Source organism: Kaistella sp. 97-N-M2, from assembly GCF_021513235.1.
In the GTDB taxonomy this organism is placed as follows: Bacteria; Bacteroidota; Bacteroidia; order Flavobacteriales; family Weeksellaceae; genus Kaistella.
Window position 1 is genome coordinate 562,551 of record NZ_CP090976.1, and the last position, 12,566, is coordinate 575,116.

General features: G+C 40.9%; 13 protein-coding genes. 7 read left to right on the forward strand and 6 right to left on the reverse strand.

All coding sequences use genetic code 11. The annotated features are described in order from the left end of the window. The first annotated feature begins 101 nt into the window (after nucleotides 1-101). Entirely contained in the window at nucleotides 102-1,148 is a 1,047-nt protein-coding gene (locus L0B70_RS02715; RefSeq protein ID WP_235143547.1) for an NADH:flavin oxidoreductase/NADH oxidase, read from the forward strand. A 332-nt stretch (nucleotides 1,149-1,480) separates the two neighbouring features. Here the strand turns inward: L0B70_RS02715 and hemL are convergent, their stop codons facing one another. From hemL to L0B70_RS02730, 3 genes are all read right to left on the reverse strand, one after another. Further along, on the reverse strand, nucleotides 1,481-2,764 hold the full coding sequence (gene hemL, locus L0B70_RS02720) for a glutamate-1-semialdehyde 2,1-aminomutase (protein WP_235142778.1): 1,284 nt from the start codon (nucleotides 2,762-2,764) through the stop codon (nucleotides 1,481-1,483). Nucleotides 2,765-2,844: 80 nt separating this feature from the next. Beyond that, nucleotides 2,845-3,897, reverse strand: a complete 1,053-nt coding sequence (locus L0B70_RS02725) for a glucosaminidase domain-containing protein (RefSeq protein WP_235142779.1) — start codon at nucleotides 3,895-3,897, stop codon at nucleotides 2,845-2,847. An 81-nt stretch (nucleotides 3,898-3,978) separates the two neighbouring features. Next, nucleotides 3,979-4,884 carry a 1-aminocyclopropane-1-carboxylate deaminase/D-cysteine desulfhydrase gene (locus L0B70_RS02730; protein ID WP_235142780.1) on the reverse strand — a complete coding sequence of 302 codons (906 nt, stop codon included), beginning with the start codon at nucleotides 4,882-4,884 and terminating at the stop codon, nucleotides 3,979-3,981. 101 nt (nucleotides 4,885-4,985) lie between these two features. Between L0B70_RS02730 and L0B70_RS02735 the strand changes: the two genes are divergently transcribed. Then, on the forward strand, nucleotides 4,986-5,240 hold the full coding sequence (locus L0B70_RS02735) for a DUF6364 family protein (RefSeq protein ID WP_235142781.1): 255 nt from the start codon (nucleotides 4,986-4,988) through the stop codon (nucleotides 5,238-5,240). Between the two features lies 1 nt (nucleotide 5,241). Then, nucleotides 5,242-5,658 carry a PIN domain-containing protein gene (locus tag L0B70_RS02740; protein ID WP_235142782.1) on the forward strand — a complete coding sequence of 139 codons (417 nt, stop codon included), beginning with the start codon at nucleotides 5,242-5,244 and terminating at the stop codon, nucleotides 5,656-5,658. 155 nt (nucleotides 5,659-5,813) lie between these two features. Here the strand turns inward: L0B70_RS02740 and L0B70_RS02745 are convergent, their stop codons facing one another. Next, a complete protein-coding gene (locus L0B70_RS02745; RefSeq protein WP_235142783.1) occupies nucleotides 5,814-6,140 on the reverse strand; it encodes a hypothetical protein in 327 nt (108 codons plus the stop codon). A 39-nt stretch (nucleotides 6,141-6,179) separates the two neighbouring features. On the opposite strand from L0B70_RS02745, the gene L0B70_RS02750 reads away from it, so the two are divergent. Together L0B70_RS02750 and L0B70_RS02755 are read left to right on the forward strand one after the other, a co-directional pair. Beyond that, nucleotides 6,180-6,380 (forward strand): DUF5522 domain-containing protein, encoded by a 201-nt coding sequence (locus L0B70_RS02750; protein ID WP_235142784.1) that lies wholly within the window; start codon nucleotides 6,180-6,182, stop codon nucleotides 6,378-6,380. Nucleotides 6,381-6,404: 24 nt separating this feature from the next. Further along, nucleotides 6,405-6,938, forward strand: a complete 534-nt coding sequence (locus L0B70_RS02755) for a DUF4136 domain-containing protein (RefSeq protein WP_235142785.1) — start codon at nucleotides 6,405-6,407, stop codon at nucleotides 6,936-6,938. A 237-nt stretch (nucleotides 6,939-7,175) separates the two neighbouring features. Here L0B70_RS02755 and pafA read toward each other — a convergent pair whose 3' ends face one another. Then, nucleotides 7,176-8,819 carry an alkaline phosphatase PafA gene (gene pafA / locus L0B70_RS02760; protein WP_235142786.1) on the reverse strand — a complete coding sequence of 548 codons (1,644 nt, stop codon included), beginning with the start codon at nucleotides 8,817-8,819 and terminating at the stop codon, nucleotides 7,176-7,178. 418 nt (nucleotides 8,820-9,237) lie between these two features. Continuing rightward, entirely contained in the window at nucleotides 9,238-10,164 is a 927-nt protein-coding gene (locus tag L0B70_RS02765) for a malate dehydrogenase (RefSeq protein ID WP_235142787.1), read from the reverse strand. A gap of 329 nt (nucleotides 10,165-10,493) precedes the next feature. Here L0B70_RS02765 and epsC point away from each other — a divergent pair, with 329 nt between their 5' ends. Together epsC and cysK are read left to right on the forward strand one after the other, a co-directional pair. Next, nucleotides 10,494-11,309, forward strand: a complete 816-nt coding sequence (gene epsC, locus L0B70_RS02770) for a serine O-acetyltransferase EpsC (protein ID WP_235142788.1) — start codon at nucleotides 10,494-10,496, stop codon at nucleotides 11,307-11,309. A gap of 130 nt (nucleotides 11,310-11,439) precedes the next feature. After that, on the forward strand, nucleotides 11,440-12,369 hold the full coding sequence (gene cysK, locus L0B70_RS02775) for a cysteine synthase A (protein ID WP_235142789.1): 930 nt from the start codon (nucleotides 11,440-11,442) through the stop codon (nucleotides 12,367-12,369). Nucleotides 12,370-12,566: the final 197 nt, after the last annotated feature.

Genomic DNA, 12,566 nt, shown 5'->3' on the forward strand with positions numbered 1-12,566 from the left:
TTTGAAAACCTCTTTCTTTTATAGGCAGAATGAATGACGAAACCGCCGCGCTCCAAACTGCATTTCGTAATTTTGGCTCCTTAATAAAAAAAATATTTATGATTTTATATTCTCCCATCAAATTCCGAAATCTCGAATTCCAAAACCGTTGGGTAATGTCGCCGATGTGTATGTACTCCTCCGAGAACGGCGTTGCAACCGATTTTCACTATGTTCATTACGGCAGCCGTGCGCAGGGCGGTACAGGATTACTTATGGTTGAAGCCACAGGCGTCGTCCCCGAAGGACGAATCACGAATAAATGTATGGGCCTCTGGAACGCGGAGCAGGCAGAAAGTTTGGAAAGAATCGTCGCTTTCGTTCACGAAAATTCTGAAAGCAAGATTGGAATTCAGTTGGGACACGCCGGCAGAAAAGCTTCGACGTGGAACGGCAAACAGATTTCGCTGGAAGAAGGTTGGGAAACCGTGGCGCCCTCAAAGATCCCTTATGCAGAAGGCGAGAGAATTCCGCACGAATTGAGCGTCGCAGAAATTAAAAAGCTGGTCCGGGATTTTAAATATGCTGCTAAAAGAGCTTTGGATGCAGGTTTTGATCTGATTGAAATTCATGCCGCACACGGCTATCTGATTCACCAGTTTATGTCGCCGCTTTCGAACGTTCGAACTGATGAATACGGCGGAAGTTTCGACAACAGAATGCGTTTTCTGGTGGAAATTGTAGAGGCGGTTAATGAACTCTTGGATGATGATCATCCGCTTTTCGTTAGAATTTCCGGTACGGAGTATGCGGAAAACGGGTGGGATATCGACGAAAGTGTGAAACTTGCGGAAATATTAAAAAATAAAAACGTCGATTTAATCGATGTTTCGAGCGGTGGAAATATTCAGGGAGTAAAAATTCCCTTGTTCGATGGTTATCAGGTTCCGTTAGCTTCAGAAATTAAAAGTAGAACGGGAATGCGAACGGGAGCAGTCGGACTGATTAAAACTGCAGAGCAAGCTGAAGAAATTCTTCAAAAAGACGAGGCAGACCTTATTTTCGTGGCGAGGGAGATTTTAAGAAATCCTTATCTTGCGATTGAAAGTTCTTTTGAATCGGATGATGACTGTTATTTCCCGCCTCAATATGAGCGCGCGCGAATTTAAAATTCAAAAATACAGAAAGCCATTTCAAATTGAGATGGCTTTTTTTGTGGGAATAACTTAACTGAAGTGTTAACGCATAAGTCAAATCAGGGCTAAGAATATATAAACCTGCTAAATGTTCACATTGATTTTCCAAATGTTTGATTTGAGGTTATCGTCGTGGACTTTTTTTAATTTTTTACAGATGCTTCGACAAATTCATCTTAATAGCGAACGAAGAAAAAATTTGGTGCGCTCTTAATCACCACTTTAACACCTGTAAGCTCAAAACTTAGGTATTGAAAATTTTCCGCAACATCTTTTCGACTTTGTGTTTAAAACTATACGAAAGTTTAAGAATATTCGAACTTTCGAATCACTTCCAACGTTCTATCAATTTCCTTTTCTTTAATCGCGTCCGAAATAAACCAGGTTTCATAACCGCTCGGCGGCAAATAAATGCCGTTTTTCAACAACTGATGGAAGAAATTATTAAACAAAGCATGATTCGCCTGCGCTGCTTCATCGAAATTGGAAACCGCATTGATGTGGAAAAAGATGCTCATCATGGCACCTTTTCGGTTGATCCGGTGTTCGATGCTTTTTGAATTTAAAATCTTTCCGATTTCAAAATCTAAAGTTTCTGTGGTTTTGTTAATGTTTTCGTAGAAGTTTTCGTCGTTCTTAATGATTTGCAAAGTCGTTAAACCTGCGCGCATTGCCAAAGGATTCCCGCTTAAAGTTCCGGCCTGATAAACGGCACCTTTTGGCGCAAGATGATCCATAATTTCGTTACGTCCTGCAAAAGCACCGACCGGAAGTCCGCCACCAATTACTTTCCCGAAAGTGACGAGATCAGCTTTCACGCCGTAAACTTCCTGAGCGCCACCGAAAGCCAAACGGAATCCCGTCATCACTTCATCAAAAATCAGAAGTGCGCCATTTTCGTCGCAAAGGGTTCGAAGTTTTTGGAGAAAATTATTTTCGGGCAGAACGCAGCCCATATTTCCGGCCAAGGGTTCGATAATGACAGCGGCAATTTCACCCGGATTATGACGGAACAGATCTGCCACCTGTTCGATATCATTATATCTCGCGTTCAAAGTGTCTTTTGCGGTACCCGCCGTTACGCCGGGAGAACTTGGATTTCCGAAAGTGGCCGCACCACTGCCCGCTTTAATTAAAAAAGAATCGGAATGTCCGTGGTAACAGCCTTCAAATTTGATGAATTTATCGCGTTTCGTAAATCCACGCGCCAAACGGATCGCGCTCATACAGGCTTCGGTACCGGAAGAAACCATTCTGATCTGATCGATATTCGGCACATTTTCGACAATAAATTTAGCGATTTCGGTTTCCAGTTCTGTTGGAGTTCCGTAAGAAAAACCTTTCTCTGCCTGCTTTTTAATGGCTTCCAGAACTTCCGGATGCGTATGTCCGAGAATAGCCGGACCCCACGAATTTATATAATCGATGTATTGATTATCGTCGGCATCGGTCAGATAAGCGCCTTTTGCCGATTTCATAAAAACAGGAACGCCGCCCACCGATTTAAACGCACGAACGGGGGAATTAACGCCGCCCGGAATATATTTGTAGGCTTCGGCGAATAAAGCAGAACTTCTTTGATATAACATTGTAGATTTTTGAGATTTGAGGTTGATGAAACGAGGCGCGATTATCTGCTGTACAATCTATTTTGTACTTCGCAAATACTTTACTTCGACCGCGGTTTTTTGCTTTGCAGGTAAATGATCTGGCCGGCTTTGGGTTGCTGCCCAAAATCCATTCTGTTTTTAGCGTAGAGTTTTTTCAGTTTAATACCGAATTTCTGGGCAATATCGTGCATGGATTCTCCCACCTGAGTTTTATAAGTGGCTACATTTCCGGTGGAAGCTTTCGATTCTAAAAAGAGAATATCGTTTCGTCGGAGTTGCGTTCCGTCCAGTTCATTCCACTTCATTAAACGACTTTCGGTAATGCCATATTTTTTGGAGATGGAAGCTAAAGCAACATCATCAGGAATGATTACGAATTTCCTGCCGCCGTTGGGATGGCTTTTTATTAAAATTGAATTTAAAGTTTCCGCCTTCGTCACTATTTTTTCAACTTTCTTCTGCTGTTTTGCGTAAGACGTCTGTTCGTACGGAACTTTCACCGTAACCGGTTTGGAAGATGCGTTGCTTTGGTCGAGCTGCGCCATAAAAATGCGGTCATTCTTTAGATCGGGATACATTTTCAAAACTGCATAAAGAACTTCTTTAGAATCGGTTTTGTCGAATTCGTACAGTTTATATTTTTCAATTTTATCGATCAAAATATAAGCGTAGCGCGGATTTGTAGCGTACCCGGCTTTTTTCAGCCCGTGTGCCCAGGATTTGTAATCTTTCTCATCCAGCTTGAAAAGATTCACATAATATTTCCGGTAGGCCAAAAATTTTGAATGATCTTCGTAAGATTGACGCGGATCGTCATAAACGCGAAAACATTCATTCGGTGCGTCGTCGGTATGCGACATCGTTCTGCCCGTCCAGTCTTCTTTACACTTGATGCCGAAATGATTGTTTCCCTGCTGTGCCAAACGGCTTTGTCCGCCGCCCGTTTCCAAAAGTCCCTGCGCTAAAGTGATGGAAGCGGGAATTTTATATTTCTCCATTTCTTCCACCGCGTAAGGCGCAAATTTTTGGATATACTGATCATCCGTTTTCCAGGTCTGCGCGTGAAATTTTGCTATAATAAGGAGTGCAAACGCAAAAAATATTTTCTTCATAAATTTTATTTAATGACTTCAACAGGAAGATGAAATTATCCGCAAATTTCCGTTTACATTTTAAATTAGTAAGATCGTTATCTAAATTTTAATCGTTTCGCGGTTTTGTTTTTTCAACATTTCGTTGGCGCCGTAAATTCCCTGCAACCCGCCGGTATGAAAGGCCAGGATTTTACTGCCGTCGGGGAACTCATCTTTTTCAAACATTTCGAAAAGTTTTTTCATCATCTTTCCCGTGTAAACTGGATCCAGCTGAATGCCGAATTTCCTGTTAAAGTCATTGATGAAACGGATGTTTTCGTCGGTTATTTTGCCGTACTTTCCGTCATGTGCATCGATGAGTTTAAAATTTTCCCTTTTGGAAAGATCCCGAACCGTCTGAAATAAAGATTCATCGTCGACTACTTTGAAACCCAAAACCCGCTGATTCTCTTCTGCAAATCTGGAGATTCCGGCGACGGTGCCACCGCTTCCCACTGCGGTGCAAAGATAATCAAAACTTTTCGTTTCGTCCGTGAGCATATGGCGAATGCCTTCTACAGCGAGTTCGTTCGTTCCGCCTTCGGGAATAACCAAAGTTCGAGGAAATTCTTTTTTTAAATTTTTTGTCAAATTTTCTTTGTCTCTATAAATTTCGCGCGTTACAAACCGAAATTCCATTCCGTTTTCCTGCGCAAGTTTCAACGTGGGATTTTCCTGCCATTTATTTTTAATTTCTTCGCCGCGAATTATTCCCAAAGTTTTTAAGTTGCATTCTTTTCCTAAAGCTGCAACAGCCGCAATATGATTGGAAAATGCCCCACCGAAAGTGATTAGGAAAGGATTTTCCGGATGTTGACCTAAATAGGAATTGATATTATGAAAAAGTTTCCAGTATTTATTCCCCGAAATATTTGGATGAATGAGATCATCCCGTTTCAGAAAAAGCCGGACGTTTTTTTCTAAAGGAATTTCGATAATTGGTACTGAAAAGGCGGGGATTTTCATTGGAGCAAAGTTGAACGAATTATAGGAAGAAAACAAAAAAGTTATATAAGAAAATGCAAAAGTTGTATAAGTTAATTATATTTGTACGTATAAAATACGGTATGGATTCAAAACTCACCCTTAAACTTAATGAGAAAGTTATTGATCGTGCAAAAAAATATGCTGCCAATAAAAAATTGAGTTTATCAAGATTAGTTGAAAATTATTTGGACTCGTTAACTCGGGAACAGAACGGTGATTTTGAAATTTCTCCGTTCGTGAAAAGTATGTCGAGCGGTAGAAGCGTTCCGGCCGATGTAGATTTTAAAACTTTAAGAGAAGAGTACACTGACCATTTAGATCAAAAATATCAATAAAATGCAAAAGGTATTTCTGGATACAAATATAGTCCTTGATTTTCTCGGAGAAAGGGAGAATTATTATGAACCTGCCGCAAAAATTTTGACGTTGGCTGATCAGAAGAAAATTCAGATATATACCTCTGCTACTTCAATTTCCAATACTTACTATATTCTGTCAAAATTTGAAAATTCGAAAATGGCCATGGAAAAAATTCGCAGATTTAAAGTTCTTTGTTTTATTACCGTGATGGATGAGGAAGTAGTAGAAAAGGCGGTCAACTCCAGTTTCAGGGATTTTGAAGATGCGCTGCAATATTTTAGTGCAATAGCTTCGAACTGTGAAATAATTATTACACGAAATGAGAAAGATTTCAAAAACGCCCTAATTCCCGTGATGAATGGGGAAAGTTATTTGGAAACTTTGAAACGGTAAACAGCTGTTATAAAAAATTGCCGATCACCAAAACTTCTTTTATTTAACACGAAATCGCGCGCCCCGACCTGAGTGGAGCTCTTTTTGTGAGGAGGCACGACGAGCAAAAAAGCGGGAACGGAGGGCGGAAAAAGGCGCCCCAATAAAAATTAATCCTAAATATATTTCCAAAAACTCCAGATTTTTCTGGTTTCCAGATAATTGAAATCGTCTTCCATAGCGTACGCTTCGCGCTCAAAAGAAATGGATTTATAGGCGAGAAAAGCATCTTTTAATTTGAAAAAGTGGTAGTAATATTCGATCACGTACCAGATGTAAAAGAAAATAACTAAAAGTTCCGCCTGCTGACGCAGGTGTATTTTTTCGTGATTGACGAGGACCGGATCCTGACAATATTCGGGCTTGCGCAAAATGATGAGCGGGAAAAGGGTGATCCCTGAAATTTTTGTATTTTTGAGAAGTCTTTGCCAAATCACGATCATGAAACAAAGATATTAATTTCGGGAAACCTGATTTAACTTATGTACCAGAAAATCATCAAAGAACACGAAGACTTTTACTACAACGAACATGGTTATAAAGTTTTTACGGAAGCCTACCATTTGAAGCGCGGTTATTGCTGCAAAAGTGGCTGCAAACATTGCCCGTACGGCTACGATAAAAAAACGGATACTTTTGTGAAAGCAAAGAGACCGGAGACAAAAAGCGAAAATCCATTATAAATTAATTATACAAATACACCTATCATGAGCAAAAGATATATCTTACTTTTATTGGCTTCGGCGACGTTGGGACTGGCTTCCTGCAGCCCTTTTCAGGTGAAATCTGATTACGCGGAAACCGCAAACTTTAACGAATATAAAACCTACAAATTGCGGGTTGACGATTTGAAAATGAACGACATCGATCAGGATCGTGTTCTGAACGAAGTATCAAAGCAACTGAAAATGAAAGGTTTGAGTGTGGCTGATAATCCGGATTTGATTGTGAACGTGAAAGCGAATCATAAAAAAATTCAGGACATTCAGGGCTCGAGACCTTACGGAATGTACGGCTGGGGCGGACCTTTTGGTTGGGGCGTGGGCATGAACCGAACCTGGACTTCCAACTATAACCAGGGCGCTTTAATCCTGGATCTGATTGATGCAAAAAGTCAAAAATTGGTTTGGCAAGGCATTGGAAGCGGCATTTCTGTAGATTCGCCGAAGTCCAAACAGAAACAGATTCCGGAAATCGTAGCCGAAATTATGGCGAACTATCCGCCGAACAGAATGAAATAATTTACATTTTTAATAGTAAAAAAGACTGCAGCGCTGCAGTCTTTTTTTTTGACTATAAAACTTCGGTTCTTTAAAGTGCAAGTCACAGAAATTTAGCAGAAAACGAAATTCATTAAGAGTTTTTAGACTATTTATATGAACAACTTTACTGAAAAAAATTAGAGGATTGAAATCTTTAATTTCTTAGAAAAAAGCCACTCGAAAGCGACTTTTAATTTTCTGAAAACTTTTAAAATTTTATTTTCCAACCACTTCCGTAATTGGGTTTCCAATATTCCCACTTGGAAACTGAATGTGCAACAACGCAGATAAAGTAGGCGCAATATCGGTCATATTATAATCTTTATTGCTTTCGCCGTTTTTAATTCCCCAACCCATAAAAATTAAAGGAATATGCGAATCGTAAGAATTCCAGGCGCCGTGCGTGGTTCCGAGTTTCGAATAACTTGGCAGCCACGAATCATGAAAAATAATCTGAATATCGCCACTGCGTTGCCAGTTGTAACCGTTCATAATCCGCGTTTTAATCGGTTCGGGAATAGATGACGAGCCGGCCTTTTTCATATCCACCGCAAATAAAACCGACTTGTCTTTGTTTAAACGATCAATAAGAAATTTTTTAACCATTTCTGCATCCAACTTTTTATCGGCGATAACCTGATCGTTCAAATAAACCTGATTATTCGAGACATCGGTGACAAGTTTATCGGCTCCAAATTGATCTTTCAGCGATTGGTTAAAATCTTTTTTAGCCGATTCTCCATAAAAACCGGTGGGCATTTTATGTTCCTGCATAAAACCTTCGGAATGCGCTCCGCCATGATCTGCAGAAAGGAAAACAGTATACTGCCCCTTTCCTACTTTGGCATCTAAAAATTTAAAAAACTCCGCCAGATCCCGGTCTAAGCGTAAATAAACATCTTCTACTTCGATAGAATTGGGTCCGAATTTATGGCCGGCGTAATCCGTAGAAGCTAAATTGACGGCAAGAAAATCGGTAACGGCGTCGGCGCCTAACATTTCTCCGTTGACGGCGGCCTCGGCAACTTTTAAAGTCAAGGTATTTCCAAACGGAGTTGAACGGATGTGGTCTCTCTTCAACTGATAGTCTGCGGCGAGATTAGTGTAAGGAAAAGTTGGGGTTTTCGCACTCCCCAAAAGACCTTCCCATGGCGAATTGTCGGGAGAACTTTCCGTATACTGATCAATGGGAAGCAAAGTGTTCCACCCATTTTTTACGAGATCATCGCCGACTTTTTTGCTGTTGAAGTCATTAACCCATTTCGGTAAAGCGTTCATATAATAGGTACTCGTAACAAAATTTCCCGTGGTGTCGTCGTACCAGTAAGCACCTGTGGGATTGTGACCCGCAGGAAGTATGGAAGCGCGGTCTTTTAAAGAAACACCGACCACTTTTGACTGAAAATTGGTAGCGAGACGAAGTTCATCGGTAATGGTGGTGGACCATAAATTCCTGGGCGACTGATTGCCGACTCTTTCATCGGTCGTTCCCACGGGTTTTACGCTGTCGTCGGCCGTGCAATAAACATCTTTGCCGGTAGATTTATCGTACCAGTCGTTCCCGGCGATGCCATGAATGGCCGGAACGGAACCGGTGTAAATCGTGGTGTGTCCGACCGCAGTATACGTCGGGACATAATTGATGTGAACATTATTGAGGGAATAGCCCTCTTTGAGCATTCTTTTGAAACCGTCATTCTGGTATTTCTCATAATACCGGTAGAGATAATCCCACCGCATTTGATCCACAACCAGCCCAACAACAAGTTTTGGTCTTTCAAGCTGCGCGGATTTGTTTTTTTGAGCCTGAAAGCCGGTTGACAAAACAGCAACCAAAACGACGCCTAATTTTTTGAACATAATTACAATTTAAATTTTACAGGATGATTTGATGTTCAAATTTACGGGTTTAATTTCAGACGTGAAAAATGTGGGCAGCGCGAAAGTGCTTTTGACGAGGGATTTTCAACATCTTAGGAAAAACATAACTTCAAATTAGATCCGATCGGACTGAACTCGTTTTTTGGATCTGCTGAAAAAAGCTTATTCGCTGGCAGAATTCAATAAAAGCAGATTTATTTCCGGAACTAAACTACTTCATAGCGCAAAAAAACGCACCTTCGAAAAGGTGCGTTACGTATGATAACATCGATGTAATTAAAAATTTAAAATATCCAATCTCAAAGGGCTTCACCATTTGCTATTGATGTCGCCACTTCGTTTCTTGATGGAATTTGCTAAGGATTCGCCACTTCTCGGCTCACCGAAATTCTTTCTGCTAGAATTTCAAATCACCATTCACTTCACGCACGGCTTTTGCCGCAGTTGCGAATTTTTCTTTTTCCGCGTCGGTTAAACTGATCTCTACAATTTTCTCAACACCATTTTTGCCGATAATTGCAGGAACGCCCAAACAGATATCGCTTTCGCCATATTCACCATCCAACATTAATGAACACGGAATCATTTTTTTGTGATCACAAAGAATAGCCTGCACCATTACAGAAACCGCTGCACCCGGTGCGTACCAGGCAGATGTTCCCAACAGTTTGGTTAAAGTTGCACCGCCAACTTTCGTTTCTTCGGCAACATGATTTTGCTGTGCTTCGTCCAAGAATTCAGTTACCGGAACTCCATTTCTCGTTGCTTTCGTCATTAACGGAAGCATTCCTGTATCGCTGTGTGCCGCGATTACCATTCCGTCAACATCAGAAATTGGACATTCTAAAGCTTCGGCTAAACGGTATTTAAAACGCGCAGAATCTAAAGCTCCGCCCATTCCAATGATTTGATTTGTTGGTAACCCGGAAGTTTTGTGCACCAAATACGCCATCGTATCCATTGGATTGGAAACCACGATGATGATGACCTCCGGCGAATGTTTTACCAGATTTGCAGTAACATCTTTTACAATTCCGGCGTTGATTCCGATGAGTTCTTCACGCGTCATTCCGGGTTTTCTCGGAATTCCGGAAGTGATTACGGCTACTTTTGAGCCGGCGGTTTTGCTGTAATCGCCGGTTGTTCCGGTAATTTTGGTGTCGAAACCGTTCAGAGAAGCGGTCTGCATTAAATCCATGGCTTTCCCTTCGGCAAAACCTTCTTTAATATCTACTAACACAACTTCTGCGGCGAAATTCTTCATCGCAATGTATTCCGCGCAACTCGCGCCAACTGCTCCTGCTCCTACTACGGTAACTTTCATATCTGTTTATTTATTGATTTTTTAAAGGTGATATGGAAACTTTCGTTTTCATATAATTTATTTGTTCGATTTTACTTGAAATATGAAGACCAATGTTTTCATATCTGTTATTTATTTAAATGATGCCGCGAAAAGCCGCGCCTCCATTTGAATATTTTCTTAAAAGTCAAATTTACGAAATGCTAAAGTTTTGAGCAATTATTGTTTACTATTAATATTTTGAACGGCAACCGATTTAAATGTTGCATCACCCTCATCGTTTTTTATTACCTTAAATCAAGAATTTCTGTAGGATTAAGTCCTAAATTTGTTTCAAATTTAAAAATCCGATGAGTTTCGCGAACCATTTGCACAGCGGTTACCAGAGCCGAAAATACGATATCGACAAGAAAAAGATCGAAGACTTTATCGACCGTTTATTTCGTTTCATCTTTTTTCTGGAATATCAGCAATGTTCCGAACTCGCAGATATTGAGCTCCGCCTGAATCATTTTAAAAGGGAATTTAAGGAAATCCTGTCTTCGGTGACGCAGGAAAACGAAAGCATTAAAACAGAAAAATTTTTCGAAAGTTTCCCAGAAATTTATCACCTGCTAGAAAATGATGCAAAAACCATCGTTGATAACGATCCGGCGGCGCAAAGCATGGAAGAAGTAATGTTTTCCTACCCCGGATTTTTCGCGATTGCCGTCTACCGTTTTGCACACGAACTTTACAGAAGCAAAATCCCGCTGATCCCCAGAATCTGGACGGAATTTGCGCACAACAAAACAGGCATCGACATTAATCCCGGCGCCCAAATCGGCCGGAACTTCTTTATCGATCATGGAACGGGAATTGTTATCGGAGAGACAGCCATCATTGGAAATAACGTGAAAATTTATCAGGGCGTGACGTTGGGCGCACTGTATGTGACGAAAAATTTACAGAATATAACGCGGCATCCAACCATTGAAGATCATGTGGTGATTTACGCGAACGCCACGATTCTCGGCGGCGATACGGTGATTGGAGAAAATACGGTAATTGGCGGAAACGTTTGGATCACGGAAAGTGTTGCACCGAATTCGGTAGTTTTTCATAAAGGTCAGGTGACGGTAAAAAATAAATTCCCCACAGATGAACCAATTATCTTCAGCATTTAAAAACTAATACTAATTCATGGCGTGAATGATCGCTTTTACGCATCAAAAGAAAAAAAGACTGAAATACCCGCCAGACTCAAAATAATTCCAGGCAGAAAACTTTGCCTAAAAATAATTTAAAAATCAATTTATGAAACTGAATAATATTTTAGAAGCCATTGGCAACACCCCGGCCGTGAGACTGAATAAAATTTTTCCGGACCACGAAGTCTGGATGAAACTTGAAAAGCAAAATCCCGGCGGAAGCATCAAAGACAGAATTGCTTTGGCGATGATCGAAAAGGCCGAAAAAGACGGAAAAATTAATAAAGACACCCTTATCATCGAACCTACTTCCGGAAATACGGGCGTCGGCTTGGCCATGGTTTGTGCGGTAAAAGGCTACAAACTAGTTCTCGTAATGCCGGAAAGCATGAGTGTGGAACGCAGAAAACTCATGAGTTCGTACGGCGCTCAATTTGTTTTGACGCCAAAAGAGAAAGGAACTTCCGGTGCCATCGCGAAGGCTGCGGAAATGGCAGTAGCAATAGAAAATTCCTGGATTCCGCAGCAGTTTGAAAACGATGCAAATCCTGAAATTCATGCAAAAACAACCGCACAGGAAATCCTAGAAGATTTTCCCGAGGGTTTCGATTATCACATCACCGGCGTTGGAACGGGCGGACATATTTCCGCGGTGACCGAAGTTCTAAAAAAGAAATTCCCCAAACTGAAAAGTTATGCCGTAGAGCCGAAAGATTCGCCGGTTATTTCGGGCGGAAGTCCGGGACCCCATCCATTGCAGGGAATTGGCGCAGGTTTCATCCCGAAAAATCTGAACACCGACATCCTGGACGGCACCATTGAAGTCGAAAAAGAGAAAGCTTTTGAATTCACGAAAAGACTGGCCGAGGAGGAAGGAATTTTGGGCGGAATTTCGACGGGCGCTTCTTTGGCTGCCATCACGAAAAAATTGGGAGACATTCCGAAAGGCTCGAAAATCCTGACGTTCAATTACGATACAGGCGAAAGATATTGGTCTGTTGACGGCTTGTTTGAAGAGAATCTTTACAAAGAGTAAAAATTTATATTTGCTTTGAAAAATCTTTTTATGTAATTTTAAACACATTAGGCATATTAGATTCCTCTTTGTTGATGGTAATAAATCGTAATTTCGGATTTGTTTAGCTCATGTGAACTGATGTGACTTATAATTTTCAATCTTAATCTGCGGTTGTGGTTATAAAGACTACCAACATCAATTTTAGACTAAGTTTA